Source organism: Dyadobacter sp. CECT 9275, assembly GCF_907164905.1.
GTDB lineage: Bacteria > Bacteroidota > Bacteroidia > Cytophagales > Spirosomataceae > Dyadobacter > Dyadobacter helix.
Genome location: NZ_CAJRAF010000002.1, coordinates 4182434 through 4198508, shown reverse-complemented (window position 1 = coordinate 4198508; position 16075 = coordinate 4182434). Strand labels below are relative to the sequence as shown.

General features: G+C 45.5%; 13 protein-coding genes. 3 read left to right on the top strand and 10 right to left on the bottom strand.

The window, feature by feature from the left end; genetic code table 11:
• Window positions 1-9: 9 nt before the first annotated feature.
• From KOE27_RS25310 to KOE27_RS25295, 4 genes are all read right to left on the bottom strand, one after another.
• Window positions 10-903 carry an OmpA family protein gene (locus KOE27_RS25310; RefSeq protein WP_215241477.1) on the bottom strand — a complete coding sequence of 298 codons (894 nt, stop codon included), beginning with the start codon at window positions 901-903 and terminating at the stop codon, window positions 10-12.
• Between the two features lie 202 nt (window positions 904-1105).
• Window positions 1106-2413, bottom strand: coding sequence for a Gfo/Idh/MocA family protein (locus KOE27_RS25305; RefSeq protein ID WP_215241476.1), 1308 nt, complete (start codon window positions 2411-2413; stop codon window positions 1106-1108).
• Window positions 2414-2640: 227 nt separating this feature from the next.
• Complete coding sequence (locus KOE27_RS25300; RefSeq protein WP_215241475.1) at window positions 2641-3963, bottom strand: Nramp family divalent metal transporter; 1323 nt, start codon at window positions 3961-3963, stop codon at window positions 2641-2643.
• Between the two features lie 168 nt (window positions 3964-4131).
• Window positions 4132-5559: a TonB-dependent receptor gene (locus tag KOE27_RS25295; RefSeq protein WP_215241474.1), complete on the bottom strand. Its 1428-nt coding sequence runs from the start codon at window positions 5557-5559 to the stop codon at window positions 4132-4134.
• Window positions 5560-5706: 147 nt separating this feature from the next.
• Between KOE27_RS25295 and KOE27_RS25290 the strand changes: the two genes are divergently transcribed.
• A complete protein-coding gene (locus tag KOE27_RS25290; protein ID WP_215241473.1) occupies window positions 5707-6117 on the top strand; it encodes a gamma-glutamylcyclotransferase family protein in 411 nt (136 codons plus the stop codon).
• A 16-nt stretch (window positions 6118-6133) separates the two neighbouring features.
• On the opposite strand, the gene KOE27_RS25285 is transcribed toward KOE27_RS25290, so the two are convergent.
• A complete protein-coding gene (locus KOE27_RS25285; protein ID WP_215241472.1) occupies window positions 6134-6910 on the bottom strand; it encodes a type III pantothenate kinase in 777 nt (258 codons plus the stop codon).
• A 203-nt stretch (window positions 6911-7113) separates the two neighbouring features.
• Here KOE27_RS25285 and KOE27_RS25280 point away from each other — a divergent pair, with 203 nt between their 5' ends.
• Window positions 7114-10476: a glycoside hydrolase family 2 TIM barrel-domain containing protein gene (locus KOE27_RS25280; RefSeq protein ID WP_215241471.1), complete on the top strand. Its 3363-nt coding sequence runs from the start codon at window positions 7114-7116 to the stop codon at window positions 10474-10476.
• 40 nt (window positions 10477-10516) lie between these two features.
• Here KOE27_RS25280 and KOE27_RS25275 read toward each other — a convergent pair whose 3' ends face one another.
• From KOE27_RS25275 to KOE27_RS25255, 5 genes are all read right to left on the bottom strand, one after another.
• On the bottom strand, window positions 10517-11083 hold the full coding sequence (locus tag KOE27_RS25275; RefSeq protein ID WP_229252953.1) for a YceI family protein: 567 nt from the start codon (window positions 11081-11083) through the stop codon (window positions 10517-10519).
• Window positions 11084-11090: 7 nt separating this feature from the next.
• A complete protein-coding gene (locus tag KOE27_RS25270) occupies window positions 11091-11981 on the bottom strand; it encodes a DUF5777 family beta-barrel protein (protein ID WP_215241470.1) in 891 nt (296 codons plus the stop codon).
• Between the two features lie 4 nt (window positions 11982-11985).
• Window positions 11986-12501: a QcrA and Rieske domain-containing protein gene (locus KOE27_RS25265; protein WP_229252952.1), complete on the bottom strand. Its 516-nt coding sequence runs from the start codon at window positions 12499-12501 to the stop codon at window positions 11986-11988.
• Between the two features lie 132 nt (window positions 12502-12633).
• The gene (locus KOE27_RS25260; protein WP_215241469.1) at window positions 12634-14106 is read right to left on the bottom strand and encodes a porin family protein; all 1473 of its coding nucleotides are present in this window, start codon (window positions 14104-14106) and stop codon (window positions 12634-12636) included.
• A complete protein-coding gene (locus KOE27_RS25255) occupies window positions 14087-14656 on the bottom strand; it encodes an RNA polymerase sigma factor (protein WP_215241468.1) in 570 nt (189 codons plus the stop codon). The genes KOE27_RS25260 and KOE27_RS25255 overlap by 20 nt, the downstream gene beginning before the upstream one ends.
• 291 nt (window positions 14657-14947) lie before the next feature.
• Here KOE27_RS25255 and KOE27_RS25250 point away from each other — a divergent pair, with 291 nt between their 5' ends.
• The gene (locus KOE27_RS25250) at window positions 14948-16000 is read left to right on the top strand and encodes an acyltransferase family protein (protein WP_215241467.1); all 1053 of its coding nucleotides are present in this window, start codon (window positions 14948-14950) and stop codon (window positions 15998-16000) included.
• The last annotated feature ends 75 nt before the right edge of the window (window positions 16001-16075 follow it).

Here is a 16075-nt window from a genome sequence, read left to right as displayed (position 1 = left end):
GATACGTACTTATTGCACCACGATCGTCACACGCCTGTTGGCGGCGCGTCCTTCTTTTGTATCGTTGGACTCCCTCGGTGCATTTTGACCTTTTGCGTCTGTCGAAAGCTGACTCTCCGGCAAACCAGCAGCAATAAGCTGGCGCTTCACATAATCAGCTCTCTTGCCGGACAGCAAAGCGTTAGCGGCCTCATTGCCCACGTTGTCGGTATGTCCGGTCAAAAGAAGCTTTTTATCCCTGTGCTCCGCAAGGAACTGTTTTGCTTCCTGTATAAATTTCGCATTGTCAGAAGTCCTGATGTATTCCGAACTTCCTGTACTAAAATAGATATCCAATGGCTTGAATATACTTTCATATTTCTGCCCTTCGGCTAGTGTTTTCTCAGTCACCCCTGCCAGGTCAGCAATTGCAAAACCGATGCCTCCTTTTAAGGAATCCATGCTAAACTGTATGCCATCCTGCAACTCACTTACGGTGGTAAACGCATCTGCCGGCAATCCGTTGGCCACAAAATAACGCTTAATTCCTTCTGCACGGGCAATACCCAGGTTGAGCCATGAGGTAGCGTTGGTTTCTTCGGAGGAATAGTATCCTGTGATGGTTACTTTTTTGTTCGGATTGGCCTTAAGGTAGGCCGATAAAGAATCAATTTGCACTTTTACAGCCGAAACATTGGCTTCGAAACCTGACTTGGCAAAGCCAAAGTTCCCGGGCGAATGAAGGTCCAGGCTGGTCCCGTCTTTAATGTGAAGCGGGACAACTTCAAAAGTTTCGGTTGGTGCGGGGTTGGCAGATACCATGGGAGCATCACAAAGCAATTTGACCTTGCATACGTGCCACCAGGTCGCCCCGGCCATCCAGGCCACTAAAGCGGCCCACCATAACGTGTTGTTGTTTGACATAAGAGAGTGGTTTTGTGTGTATTGCGCTTTTGACTACGCAGTACCGCTACCGTCACTTATGTTCCGGAAAAATCGAAAAAAATACCCCTTTCATAATGCGCGAGCCACAGAGAAAGGAAAAGATTTCCAAACCACATAACACAAAAATAGCCCGCACTAACAGCACGGGCTAAATCACCATTACACACATCAAATTAACATATTAAACGATCTCCGGCAGTTTGTAAGGAGACCGGTAATTACGTGTCAGATATTTGTTAGCCTCCTCATCGCCTACAAATTTTTCCTTTTTCGGATCAAAGGTGAGTGCCCGTCCGGTGCGGTAGGCAATGTTTCCAAGATGCGCCAGACCTGACGATAAATGCGCTGTTTCAACCGGCCCGTTCAGCAGCTTCGGATCGCGGGCCACCACAGCGTCTATGAAATTTTTGTAGTGATCTCCTCCGGCTTTGCGGGTTGGTCCAGGTTTCTTTTCCTTTCCAAGAAAAGTCTCATAGAAATCATATCCTTTTACCACCATATACCCTTCCGACCCGTAAAAAATGTTTCCAATTCCGACACCATCTTCTGAGTTGGTCATCCAGGGACGTACCTCGAATTCTATAATTTTCTTTTCCTTAGGATAAATGAATGAGGAACTCAGCACTTCCGGCGTTTCCTTGGCATCGTTCCAGAGAAATTTACCGCCGGACGAGGTAATCTTTTCCGGGAAGCTTTCCACACCAAGGCCCCACATGCACATATCTGTTTCGTGAATACCCTGGTTGCCGATATCTCCGTTACCATAATTCCAATGCCAGTGCCAATCATAATGGACATAGTTTTTTGAAAACGGCTTCATTTCAGCCGGGCCCGTCCACAAGTCATAATTTAGCCCTTCGGGTACAGGTGAAGTTCCCTTATCTCCGATATCCGGTCTCCATTTATATACCAGCCCGCGTGCCATATAAACATTCCCGATCAATCCGTCACGCAAATGTTTAACCGCTTCTTTCAGAGCTTCCGAGCTGCGCAGCTGCACACCGTGCTGTACTACCCGCTTATATTTTTTGGCAGCTTCTACCATTTTCCGGCCCTCATGCAGATTGTGAGATCCCGGTTTTTCCACATACACATCCTTTCCTGCCTGGCATGCCCAAATCGTGGCAAGCGCGTGCCAGTGGTTTGGGGTAGCAATACTTACCGCGTCGATCGATTTATCTTCAAAAACCTTCCTTAGGTCATTTTCTGTTTTAACTGTTTTTCCAGTAGTCTCCTTAAATTCTTTCGCACGTTTCTGTACAATATTATTGTCCGGGTCACACAGGCATGCAACTTCTACGTTACTCAGGTTATTAAAACCGCTGATATGGCTTTGTCCGCGACCATTTACACCCAACACGGCAACCCGTACACGGTCATTGGAACCAAAAGCACTCGTCGGGATAATATACGGAATAGAGAGTGCGGCGGCGGCACCGGTGGAATTTTTAATAAAGTCTCTTCTTGAAATCTGGTTTTCTTCGCTCATATAGACAGAATTTAGGAATGATCGGTTAACAGATATATACCCTGACAGACGCTTTTGGGGATCGGTTTCCCTTAGTGAATAGTACAACCATTTTTGGTTTTTGTACTACCGTCAAAGCAGAAAAATATTCAGTAATATCAATGCCGGAAAGTTTTAAGCCAGTTGAGTTTCAGTAAACTGCTGCTTTAGGCTGGTGCGGACAATTTCCTTTGGTTTTCAAGATACTATTACAAAATCTGCCAGATACCGTATGCGCTCACGGTAAGAATGGAAATCACGCTTATCCAGAAAAACAGGTCGTAAACAGCCGACGGTTCCAATGATTTGGGAAGACTTCGATATCTGAAAATGCAAGAGACATAAACCACGAGGAGTAATAAAACAGAAGTGGCAATCCCACCCAGTATCACCATCATGACCGGTGCCTGTAAAAACAGAAAGAGGATGCACCAAACTACCGGTAAAATCCAGGAAAGCAGACCAATACCTTTCCGCTGCTCTTCCTCTGTTTCATACTTCATCCATCCCAACTGCCCGAAAGCATCGCCCCATACCCTTGACCAACTGGCAGTGGCAGTGAATAATGTAGAATATAAAACGAAAAATGCCCCTGCTAAAAACAAGTTTTTAGCCCAGGAGCCCAACGTTTCAGTAAAAATCCCCGACAGCACTTCTATCATCTGATAACCTTCGGGAACCGTGCCGCGGGTATGCAGCACTGCCGCACCGAGTAAATAAAACGCAGCCGTCACAATGGTATACACCACCATCGACAGCACGGCGTCCAGATACATAACCTTAAACCAACCCTTTGCACGAGCAACCCATTCGGGACTTCCGTCATTAGGGCCGGTGTATGCAGCATAGCCCTTTTCTATGCACCAGTAATTATAATACATGATTTCGTCCCCTCCCACACCTGTAATACCGAACGCCCCGAAAGCCATCGCCACCATACCGGCAGGGAGTGAAAACTGAAGCCCTTCCTCTATCTGCACCCAATGAATGGCATATTGGGTTCCCTGTAACAGTAACAAGGATATCAGAATCACAGCAGTGAACAGGATGATCATCACCAGCGCCCCCTTTTCCACGGGCCCGTAGTGCCCTCTGTAAACCAGAAAGGACGTGATCAGAACCGAGATGATAGCCCAGATATTCACAGAAATACCCGGCCATGACATATGCAGCACAATAGCAACGCCTCCTACAATACCACCCACCTGTAGTAATTTCAGGCCCTGAAGAGATAACCAGAGCCAGATGCTCCAGTGAGCTTTCCCCAGTTTCAGGCCAGGAAGCTGGTTAAAATTATGCATCATGAAGGTACCGGAGTAGATCGCGTTTTTGCCAAATTCCAGCTGGAGGGCAACTTTAACCAGGCAGCTCAGCAGAATGATCCAGAACAGGACAAAACCTGCTTTTGCTCCCAGCGCAGTGGTGGCAATGAGCTCGCCGGAACCTACAATTGCTGCAGAAAGAATAAAACCCGGACCGAGATAACGAAGCCGGCCTGAAAAAGTTGAGGGTGGGTTAAGGATAGTGGCCATTGGCAATTAATTTATTCCAAAAGCCAAAAAACCTCTTGTATTACTTTAAAACCGGCCAATCATCAGGATTATTTAATGAAAATAGCTGATTTTTAGGATACCAATTTCCAGAAAAGCAGAAATCCTGACTGATTATTTCACCTTGTCAGGATTTCTATAATCATTTGATCACTCTGCCGAAACGATTTCCGTACTGGGCAGCCCGAATAAAGATTTTTCCTTGATAATCGCTGCAACGTTCTCTGGAACCAGCTTTTCCCAGCCGGGCTCCCCGCGTTTGATCTTATCCAGCACACTATCGGTTGTAATGTGCATGTGCTCCTTGTTGTAGTTAATAATGTCCTCAATTTTGTTATTGATGATCAGGTATTGAAACAAAGGACGCAGATGCTCGGGAATCTCGAAATTTGCACAGCTGTATACGGAACCGTCTGGTTGCAAAGTAGGATAAATGAATAACTTCACCTTTCGGCTGAAAAGCGTTGCAAAAGATTCGAGGATACCGCCGGGAAGGAATTCATAATGTTTTTCATCAAAGATATCCTGCAGGCTCGGGCTTCCCAGTAGCAGCCCGGCTTTCAACTTGGTGAGCCTCGACAGGTAAGCTACAAGGCGGTAGTACTCGTGGTGATTTGAGATCATCACCATGTGCCCCAGCGAACAGAGAATATCCACACGATCCAGAAAATCCTTTTCGTCAATATCTCGGGCACCGCCTTTCAGATTATGTAGTGTTAGTTCCGATACCAGCACCACCTTTGATTCGTCCACATCCGGCTCTGCCAGAAACTGTTTCTGCCCATTGCTGATCAGGTCAATGTGTACATTGGTAATGGGCCGCAGCCTTCCGCGCATCATCAGGATATGTTTTTTATACAACGCCTCTGATGGCTGTAACACCCCACCGTCTGCACCAAAAAGAGCGGCATCGGTAAACCCGTTCTTGACCAGTCTGAGGCTCATTAAACGGTTATCCACATCAGAAAAATCAGGCCCGCTGAAACGAACCATATCTATCTCTATCCGCTCGGGCGTCAGGTCATCCATTAAAGACAACAGCAGTGTTTCCGGCGACTTGTGGTAAAAGTAACAGCCATAGATGAGATTGACACCGATGATCCCCAAAGCCTGTTGCTGCAGAAGGTTTTCGTTGTCCCGCATTCGTACGTGTATGACAACGTAATTGGTTGGGCCCAGCGGAGACAATTGAAACTGAAGGCCAATCCACCCATGTGACTCATTGGTTTTCTGAAAGTTAAGGGCTACTACGGTATTGGCAAATGCAAAGAAAAGACTATCATTCCCCCTTTTTTCGGATAAACGCTTTTCCACCAGATTATATTCCCGGTTCAGCATTTTCATCAGCCGGGATTCTACCACATACCTGCCGCCTTCCTCCGTTCCATATATTGCATCACTGAAAGTCATATCATAGGCAGACATCGTTTTTGCGATCGTCCCCGAAGCACCTCCTGCCTTAAAAAAGAATGCGGCTGTTTCCTGCCCAGCTCCGATTTCCGCAAACGATCCGTATATTCCGCGATCAAGATTGACCCGCAATGCCTTTTGTTTGGTTCCCAGATTCTTTTCGTACATAATCATTAAAGAAAAAAGATGAAGCTCTATTCGTAAATATAAGAAAAATACCACTTTTAATGATATATATCAGCACAGCATTATATTGCAAAACAGAAAAATTCTATAAATTATTATTATTGACAGATATAATTAAACCTATCCGGCATGACAGTATCCGAGTCTTCTTTTCTGTTTACATACGGTACGTTGATGAAGGGATTTGACAATCCTTTCTCTGCACGATTACAGGAGTCATCTTACTTTCAGGGGCTTGGGAGGATTCCTGGGAAGCTTTACAGGGTCAGCTGGTACCCGGGTGCGGTGTATGAGCCACAGGCATCCGAAAAAGTATACGGTGAGGTTTATAAACCGCATAACCCAACTGATTTATTTATGGAGCTTGATGACTATGAAGATGTTTCAGAAGACGAAAAAGCAAGTCTTTACCTTCGGCGTGTTGTACCTGTTACCTTGTCCAATAATGAAATATTGCACTGCTGGGCATATCTCTACAATCAGCCTGTGGCTGGCCTGGAATTGATTAAGAATGGAAATTTCCGAAATATGGGCGGATAACTGTCAAGTTGGTCCGCTAACTCCTGTTCTCCTGAATACTCTCTCCAATAATCCGGAGTCCGTCCAGGGTCAATTTCCGGTCGATCTCCACAAACTCGTCCCGCAGGGTATCTATGATAGAAGATAAGCCGCCCGTAGCCACGGCAATGCAGTCGCCTCCCAGCTCGGTTCTTATTCTCTGGATCAGTGATTTCACAAGCCCTTCATAACCTAACAGGATACCTGCCTGGATAGCCTCTGTGGTGTTCTTCCCAATGGCCGATGCCGGAAGCTGAAGAGGCACTTCCGGAAGCTGAGCCGTATTTGCAAAAAGCGCCTTTACCGCGGTGACCAATCCGGGAAGTATTGCTACGCCCAGAATTTCACGGTTCTTCGAAACGGTGGTAAACGTGAGCGCGGTACCAAAATCAACGATCACACAATTTTGCTCATACCGGGACATCACCGCCACCGAATTGGCGATCAGATCCGCACCAATTTCATGCGGATGATCAATGGCGATGTTGAGCCCAGGGTAGATATCCGGTCCTACCAATATGATTTCATCCCCGAAAAGCGACCGGAGCATCCGCTGGATGACCGGTGTGAGAGCCGGTACCACACTGCTTAAAACTACCGTGGAGACATCTCCAAACCAAAGCCCTGCTTCCAAAAAATAAAGCCTTAGCCGCGATTCGTAATGGGAATCGCCCTCCTGTACAAGTGAGCGGGTTCTCCATACACTGCTCCATTCGCCGGACTGATAGAGTCCAAAAACGGTATCTGTATTCCCTACGTCAACAGCTAGTAACATCTTTTTTATTTTTTACCGGTTAATCCGGCTTTTGAGAAGATCGAATTATCTTACTATCCGGGTGGAAAGTTAAATGCATTGCTTAAATAAATCTTAATTTATGAATTTATTTAATAGGTGTTTCTTTGTCATTATATCTAATTTTGGGTTAAAATCAAGAAATTACCCTCAGCACACTCTAACATTTAAGAAGTCCAAAAAATATGATTGATTTTTACCAGATGCGGATCTCGCTGATCGTTCTTTGCACACTAACCGGCTTCTTTCCCTCTCTCGGACAGGTAATCCCCGAATGGCAGGATCCGGAGGTAACCAGTATCAATACTGAAAAGCCGAGAACCGATTTCATTCCCTATCCTGACGAAAAAAGTGCCCTGGCCTTTGAAAAGCAAACACCTTTTGTAAAATCGCTGAACGGGTCCTGGAAGTTTAAATGGGCGCAGCATCCATCCAAAGCCCCGTCCAACTTTTTTGAGCCTTCGCTGCCCGACAACAACTGGGATCATATTCCGGTACCTTCCAATTGGCAGGTAATTGGTGCAAGAGAAGGACGTAAGTACGACCGCCCCATTTTCACCAATATAAAACATCCTTTCAGGGCGAACCCGCCACGCATTGATGCGGATACGAATGCCGTCGGCCTGTACCGAACTACTTTTAGCGTAGATGAAAATCTAAAAAACAAAACCTTCTTTTTACATTTTGGAGGGGTGCAGTCCGCCTGTTATGTCTGGCTGAACGGTGAAGCCATAGGATACCATGAAGATGGAATGACCCCTTTTGAATTCAACGTTTCCGATGTTGTGAAACCGGGTATCAATCATCTGGCCGTGGAGGTCATCAACTGGTCGGATGGCAGTTACCTGGAAGACCAGGACTACTGGCGGCTGTCGGGGATCTTCAGGGACGTAAACCTGATCATACATCCCGAAGTAAGCCTGACCGATTTCTCCGTACGCACGCTTTTTGACGCCAGCTACCTCAATGCTACACTCAAATTGAGAGCATTTGTAAAAAACTACGGAACCGAAAATGCGTATGCACATCAGTTGGTTTTCACACTTACTGACGCTAACAAGCAAGTGGTACTGCCTCCCGTCAGCCAAACGATCAGCAGTATTTCCGCACTTCAGGAGTTTCCCGTCAGGCTTGATATCCCAATTGCCAATCCCGAAAAATGGAGTGCAGAAAATCCTTACCTGTATACATTGACCATCCAGCTGATGAACTCCGACGGAAAGGTACTGGAGGCTGCAAGTCAGCGTGTCGGATTTCGGGATGTAAAAATAAAAGGCGGCCAGCTTCTTGTAAACGGCAGGGCAATCACTTTAAAAGGTGTTAACCGGCACGAATTTGACCCCGAAACAGGCAGGGTAATCAGCAGGGAATCCATGATAAGGGATATTAAGCTGATGAAACAGCACAATATCAACGCCGTCAGGACATCGCACTACCCCAATGTTTCGGAGTGGTATGACCTGTGTGATCAGTATGGCCTTTACGTGATGGACGAGGCTAATATCGAAAGTCATGAACTTTGGAATAAAAACATCATTCTGGCCGACAATCCTAGGTGGAAATCCGCATTTCTGGCAAGGGCCAATGCTATGATCGAAAGAGATAAAAACCACCCGTGTGTGGTCATCTGGTCTCTGGGCAATGAATCAGGAATGGGACAGAATTTTGTGAGCATGGCCGATTTCATTCATCTGGCAGACCCCTCCCGCCCTATTCATTATGAAGGCAGAAAAGACTATTCCCCTACTTCTCTGAGCAGCTTTGACATCATTTCGGTCATGTATCCCTCCCTAAAGGATATGGCTGAACTTGTAAAAAAGGACCGCACCAGGCCTTTGATCGTCTGTGAATACGCCCACGGAATGGGCAACAGCATCGGCAATCTGAAGGAGTACTGGGATGTGATTGAAAGAAATCCAACCATGCAGGGTGGTTTCATCTGGGACTGGGTTGATCAGGGGCTTCGTCTGAAAAAAACGGACGGGTCAGCCTATTGGGATTACTTCAACTATATTGACGGTGCCAATGCCGGAGACGGGCTAGTGAACCCGGACCGAACCCCTCAGCCAGAACTCAGTGAAGTTAAAAAGGTATATCAATATATCAAATTTGATTCTCCTGACACCCTGAAAGCCGGACAGAAACTGATCACCATCCGGAATGCTTATGACTTCATTACGCTGGCGAATTATGAAGTCGTATGGACACTCCTCGAAAACGGAAAGATTATTGGAAAAGGGAATCTGCCACCACTTAACCTTGCTCCACAGCAAACACAGCAGATCAGTATCCCGTTTCAGCTTCCCGCCTCACCTAAACCGGGTGTCGAATACTTTCTTAATATCAGCTTTGTTCAGAAAGTTGCAGCGGACTGGGCTCCTAAAGGTCATGAAACCGCCTGGCAGCAGTTTGTTGTCCAGGTTCCTTCAGCTGCGAAGAGCACGATCAGTTTATCAAAAAATACCGGTCTGCGTATCAGTCACGTCAGCAGTACCCGCCTCCAGATCACCGGTCAGCTTTTTTCAGTATTGTTCGACAAAAAGCAAGGTGGCCTCGTCTCTTTTAAAAATAAACAAGAAGAAATGCTGCAAGGCCCGGTTTATCCGGATTTCTGGCGGGTTTCCACGGATAATGATGAGGGAGGCAAAAATGCCAGTTTTGCCGCACAATGGCGCAAAGCAGGCTTAGATACCCTGGAACTTATCTCCTCTGACCTTAAAACCGACCGGATTAATACCCATGCCCAAAGGGTAACCTTTACCAATATATACAAAATATCAGGAGGTGAGGTACAAATGAGCGCTGTATATACTGTTTATGCTACCGGAGATATACATGTCGATAACCGCTATAATTTTTCCGGGCAATGGCCCTTTCTTGCCAAAATAGGAAGCCGTTTCCAAATGCCTCATACGTTTAACAAAATACAATGGTACGGCAGAGGCCCTCATGAAACCTACGCCGACCGAAAAACGAGTGGCAGGGTCGGTATGTACAATGGCACAGTAGCAGATCAGCACTTTTCATATATATCGCCTCAGGAAAATGGCAATAAGACGGATGTAAGATGGGCTTTATTAACCAATAGTGACGGACTGGGAATATTGGCGGTAAGTGATTCCGTTTTTAATATCAATGTGCATGACTACAGTGCCAGAGAACTCCAGGCGGCCAAGGCCAGAGGAGCAGTACTTACACGGGGAAACAGTACGACGGTGAATATTGACCTTGCTCAAATGGGGCTTGGAGGAGACGATAGCTGGTCGCCCAGGGTGCACGACCAGTACCGGATACCTGCAAAAGCCTATCGTTATGCCTACCGTCTTCGGGCTGTTGACCATACCACCAAAATTGAAGATGTTATTTCAGGCACTTTGCCTTATTTGAATAATACTGGCGGCGAGCCATTGGAGAGCATTTCAGAAGACACTATTAACCAGGAGGATACCCCCGAAGAAACGGTTGCGCCGGCTAAAAGAACCGTTACCAAAAGAAAATATTCCTCAAAGAAGAGATCGACTTCCAAAAAACGGAGAAGGAGAAGATAATATTCACAAGCCGGGAACAAACCGTCCCGGCTTGTGATACCTATTTTTTATAGGGCACAAGCGTGTAATTGGCTTTCACCTTAATGACCTGTGCAATTTTCACGAATACAACCTGTGGTACTTCAATTTTGTGATCTTCCAGTGCTACTTCAAATTCAGAGGCGATAGAAATGGTACCACCCGTCACCTTCATCAGTCCTTTCAGCGTACGTTTCTTGGTAACTCCCCTTAAGGTAAAATTGCCCGTCGCCGAGATATCATATTGCCCGTCTTTGGAAAAATCCGGTGCGCTGTCTAACGTACCACTAAACGTTGCGACAGGAAATTTATCCGAATCCATATAATTTTCGTTAAAATGCTCTTGCATCAGTTTGTTCGGAAAAACAAATTCCCTGATGTTCATTCTTACAGCAATTTCATTTTTAACTGTATTCAGGATCACCTGCGTTTTTTTGTTTACGGCCAGGATATTCTCAAGAGGAGTATCCGATGAAAAGCGGGTTTCTCCCGAAGAAGTAGCAAAAAGGACACTGGAAGCCTGGCCAAAGCTCTTTCCGCAAGAACATACCAGCAGCAAGGAGATAAGGACTGAAATTGATTTCATCATACCTGAATTATTTGGAACCGACCCGAGATTTCTTGTCAAAACTGAATGTACGCGAGATATTGAATCCGTAATGGATATCTCCTTTACCCCAGCTCCCCGCAGTTTCCCCGATAAACTGCCTTTCTATCATACCCAGGGAATTGGTAAAATGCAGCTGAAACACGTGCCCGCCCGTTTCAATATCCACACCGAACGACATGGAGTCGTGGTAGGGTGCCGTAACAGTGTTTTTCTCCCGGGCCGTGTAAAAATATTCTCCATTAAGTGACACCCTTTTGCTGAGCTTAAACCTGCCGCCAATACCTACCGCAAGCAGCAATTTTTCGTCATCGTCGACCAAAACCTGGTTCCTGTACAACCATGTGGGTGAGAGTTGTAAAGAAAATCTTTCTCCGAATTTGCGGGCCACCAGTGCCTGGGCAACATAGGAAACCTTATCCTGAAATTCCAGTTCCTTATTGACCGTATAGATTGCTGTGCTTCCAAAAAGGCTGACGGATACAGGTATACTGCGAGCCCCGGAAGTCTGTTGCAGAAGCTTAAACTTCGCCATAAAATCGTAGGCCTTCTGGGAAGTACTCCGGCCCACACCAATCATAAACCTGTCGGTGATGCCATATTCCAGCCCCATACGCATAGTGGCCTGATCCAGCCCGAAAAACTGATATGCACCGGAGTTGAGCGTTCCGAAACGGTGCGAAATCCGAAAGTCCAGATGATTTTTTTTCATGGTTTCAATCGAATGACCGTTTACGATACGTGTCGATTTGAAAGTGGCTGTTACAGGGAACGTTTTGGCGCTATCCAATTGCTGCAATTGGTTCAACAAGTCGTCCTGTGCCCAAGCCGGCACAGATAACAGACTGAAAAGAAATAGCAAAGCGGAGTTTTTACGCATCTTTTCAGGCAGTGACGGTTAGTGTGTTGCCATCGGCAGAAAGTGTAATTTTATATACTTTCAAAGCTGTGATCGTATCTCCGGTACTAGGTCCCTTGTCAACAGCACCTGTAATTTTAAATACCGACTGATGATTACTGCAGAACAGATCATTGGTAGTGCTACGATACTGAAGCTCGGTTTGCTGATGGGTACAGGCCTTTGCCAGCGCCACGTATGCACTTCCGGAGGTGAACGCCACTAAAACATCTCCGATTATTTTGTATTCACCCGCCGTTTTCAGTTTGGCATAGGTTGAATTGGTAAGATCAACGGTAAAATTAACGGCACTTCCGGTAGTAGTACCCGTGAGGCCCGTTCCCGACCCGGTTCCGGGAGCCGGATCCGGATCATCGCTGCTTGATCCGCACGAGGTAAGTGTTGTGCCCATGCAATAAAATGCCATTAAAGTGGAAGTGCTCAGGCCGAGGCTGCGAAGGAATTCGCCTCTTTTCATTGTTTCTCTTGATGTGTTTTCCATGATGAATAATAAAAAAATAGTAATAATTGAACAATAAAAATCCTGCAGAAACCAATTGCATGGTACTGAAAATGGGAGACTTAACTCACGGATACCTTACAACCGATTCATTAAAAAACAGACGGTAAGTGCTTATTTATTTTTGAACGAAGGCACGTATCTTACAGAAATCCACATACCGGTGGTAAACAGATTTACCTTGCCATAACCCACCTTTTTCAGCGGAACTGTGGCATAAGGTTCTGCCAAAACCGATAATTTTTCGGACAACCGGTATTCATATCCAACGGAGGCATTCAGATGGCTCAACCAATACCAGCCCGTTTTACCTTCCCAGTTATACCATTTGATTCCTGGAACGTGTTTTTTATAATTATATTTATATTTTTCGTTTTGCATGTGATAAGAGGATACTCCCGTTGTGGCAAACCATCGCCGCCGATCGGTTGAACTGATATCATACCTAAAGTTGAAAGGCACCTCGATAATTCTGCAGGAACCATCAACATTATCCGGAAGAACTGATTGTTTCCAATCAGAAGGCCATGCATAATCGCCTTCTCCGGCCACATATTTTTTGACACTTCTGATTGCCCCGGTCTGCAGATAGAGATTCGGTAAAAAGGAGTACTCTCCCAACAGTGCCACAGCACTTCCTGCTTTCAGCCCATTCATAAACTTTACAGAGCTGAGGTCCGGCGAATATCCAAACCTGACCGCAAACCTGGGCGAAGGCGGTTTCACCACAGAAATGACCGCAGGGAGCTCTTCACCGGATGGTACTTTTACTGTCGGAAGCATTAGCTCCCTGAATGCCAAAGGTTTGGCGGCAAGCAGCGGAATCGCGGCCCTCCCTATCTCTTCGCCAGGTATTTGCTGCTCCTTCCCAGGTATCCCCGCCCGGCTGATCAAACCGGTGGCAGCGGGTGTATCCGTTTCAGAAACGGATGAAACCACAGAATTAAATTCCCTGACGGGCGACTGCTCCGTGTTTGGACGTAACACCGGTTCAGGGCTGTACAGACCTGCACTCTTTTGGTTTCTGCTATTATTCTTTACGGTTGAATTCGTTAAAAGTGCCCCGGATCCTCTCCGATTTCCTGAGCGGTTCGGCTCTAAGAACACTCCGCCTGCCTTAGATCCATTCCGGGGCAATATTTTTGAAAACTTAGTTTCAGGTGATGCCGGGCTTTTTTTATCCTGATACGCAGTTACGGTCGTTTCTGTTGCTTTTTCTTTGGGCTGTATTTTAATGTCCGCAACTTCTGGCGTTCCTTCATCTGCTGTCTTTACAGCAGTACCAGGTGCCTTGTTTTCTTTATTTTCTTTTTTGGCAAGATTCACCTGCTCCGGCTGCGTTTCAGCCGAAATACCTCCCGTATTCCTTTGCCAGGCATAGTAGCCGATGCTTCCACCCAAAAACAACAAACCAGCTAACAGTGCCAGCCACCACTTTTTCATCCATGCAAACATGGGAGTTCTTCCATCCTCCTGATTCAGGAGTTGTTCCATTTTACCCCAATCCTGGGGATCATAGGTAGGATCAAGCTCTTCGGATGACTTTCTGAAGAGCTTATCCAGTTCGTCATCTGGTAACTCTATCATAATTGTCAATATTTAATCTGGATAACATTTCTCGCAATTTTTCCCTGGCCCGCGACAAGTTGGACTTGGACGCGCCCACCGAAATACCTAAACGCTCTGCAATTTCTTCATGTGCAAAACCATCGATAACATACAAACTAAAAACGATCCGGTAAGAGGGCGTGAGCTGCTGTATGAAGTGCACAAGTTCTTCATGGGATAGTTTACTGATAATCGTCTCATCAACGGTAACCTGCTCGGCCGCTTCATACTCCACAAATATGTCATGCCTAACTTCCTGCCGGTAATGATCGAGGGCTGTATTAATCATGACCCTTCCCAGCCACGTCTTAAAAGACCGGGATACGTCAAAACTTTCTATTTTGGTAAACACTTTGAGAAAACCGTCATTGAGAATCTCCTTTGCCTCTTCCTTGTTCTTACAATATCTCATGCATATGCTCATGGCGTACCCATAAAACTGCTTATACAGCAGCTCCTGACTTCGGCGGTTTCTTTTCAAACAGCCGTCGAGTAGTTCTTGAAGAACGGCGGAGTTATACTCGGGCATGCTATTTTCCTTTTTTTACCTAATTACGTGAATAACCCCAGGGAGGTTGCGTGGCTTCTTTCATTTTACGAAAAAATTTCTGCTTCTGCAATTACTGCCTTACAGCAGGCTTTCTGTTATGTAACGCTTGCTTCGTACGGTATTGCCGTCCAAACGGGCTGCACTCCCATGGCTTTATCTATTGGCCATCACCTCCCGTTACTTCCCGCTTATAATAAGCGTCTTAACCCATCAGAATTCCATCCCGTTCTGTAAAAAATTTAACACACACACTATACCATCTGAACTTCCATGAAGAATTCTGCTATGATTCCGGAAAGATTACTTGAACTGGATGCACTGCGTGGGTTGGCTGCTTTTGGTGTTATGCTCTTTCACTTCACCTTTAACAAAAAAACGATTAATCCGTCACTGGAATTCCGGTACGGTGTAAGCGGAGTTGACCTCTTCTTTATGATCAGTGGTTTCGTTATTTTTATGTCTATCACCAAAATAAAAAACCGTAGTGAATTTATCATTTCCCGTTTTTCAAGGCTCTATCCTACCTTTTGGGCCTGTATCATTATCACTTCCTCCTTCATATTCGTTTTTGAAAATGAAAACTTCAACCTGCCACAAATATTCTTTAATTTGAGCATGTTTCCTGCCTTCTTCTCGGTTGAAGACCTGGACCCCTCCTATTGGACACTGGTTGTTGAGCTTACCTTTTATGCCTGGATATTTGCCGTATATATGATCCGAAAAACGGGTGAGATCGAAACAATTGGCCTGATCACGCTGGTCATTATCCTTCTATTTCACCAGGGGAGGCATTTTTATCCGGAACTTTACCGGTTCGTTCAACTGAAAATCCAGTTGATTAATCACTTTCCTCTTTTTTTATCCGGAATCCTATTTTATCAGTTGAAATTTAAAGGGGACACCTTTACACGTTACCTGTTTCTGCTATTCTGTTTTTTATCAGCATGTTATCTTCATGATAAAGGGGGGAGGACCATGTATATTATAGGATTTGGCCCGCACTGCTCATTAATGCTCTTCTATCATTTCATCTTTATTCTGTTTATTAACAAAAAACTCAAATTCCTCAGCCAGCCGTCTTTACTTTTTCTTGGAAATATATCGTATAGCCTCTATCTGCTGCATCAGTATGTGGGTAAAATAATCATGGATCTGGCTCTTCTCTATTTCTCCCCGAACATATATCTGGCGATTGCCATCGCCATTATATTCTGTATATTAATTGCCCATTTGGTAACACGTTTTTTTGAGAGGCCTGCTGTCACATTTATCAGATCTCTCAACAACAAATACCAACCTGCAAATCCGGCAGCGGCGTACTGAGGTATTTAGTAAGACCGTTAATCTTAATTATTAATTACTTTTGTATATAGCTGCCTGAGTGTTTTTCAGGGACCG

Bases quoted from the DNA above. Each gene is read 5' to 3' on its own strand.
- KOE27_RS25310 (WP_215241477.1), bottom strand. From the start codon at position 903: ATGTCAAACAACAACACGTTATGGTGGGCCGCTTTAGTGGCCTGGATG.
- KOE27_RS25305 (WP_215241476.1), bottom strand. From the start codon at position 2,413: ATGAGCGAAGAAAACCAGATTTCAAGAAGAGACTTTATTAAAAATTCC.
- KOE27_RS25300 (WP_215241475.1), bottom strand. From the start codon at position 3,963: ATGGCCACTATCCTTAACCCACCCTCAACTTTTTCAGGCCGGCTTCGT.
- KOE27_RS25295 (WP_215241474.1), bottom strand. From the start codon at position 5,559: ATGTACGAAAAGAATCTGGGAACCAAACAAAAGGCATTGCGGGTCAAT.
- KOE27_RS25290 (WP_215241473.1), top strand. From the start codon at position 5,707: ATGACAGTATCCGAGTCTTCTTTTCTGTTTACATACGGTACGTTGATG.
- KOE27_RS25285 (WP_215241472.1), bottom strand. From the start codon at position 6,910: ATGTTACTAGCTGTTGACGTAGGGAATACAGATACCGTTTTTGGACTC.
- KOE27_RS25280 (WP_215241471.1), top strand. From the start codon at position 7,114: ATGATTGATTTTTACCAGATGCGGATCTCGCTGATCGTTCTTTGCACA.
- KOE27_RS25275 (WP_229252953.1), bottom strand. From the start codon at position 11,083: ATGATGAAATCAATTTCAGTCCTTATCTCCTTGCTGCTGGTATGTTCT.
- KOE27_RS25270 (WP_215241470.1), bottom strand. From the start codon at position 11,981: ATGCGTAAAAACTCCGCTTTGCTATTTCTTTTCAGTCTGTTATCTGTG.
- KOE27_RS25265 (WP_229252952.1), bottom strand. From the start codon at position 12,501: ATGGAAAACACATCAAGAGAAACAATGAAAAGAGGCGAATTCCTTCGC.
- KOE27_RS25260 (WP_215241469.1), bottom strand. From the start codon at position 14,106: ATGATAGAGTTACCAGATGACGAACTGGATAAGCTCTTCAGAAAGTCA.
- KOE27_RS25255 (WP_215241468.1), bottom strand. From the start codon at position 14,656: ATGCCCGAGTATAACTCCGCCGTTCTTCAAGAACTACTCGACGGCTGT.
- KOE27_RS25250 (WP_215241467.1), top strand. From the start codon at position 14,948: ATGAAGAATTCTGCTATGATTCCGGAAAGATTACTTGAACTGGATGCA.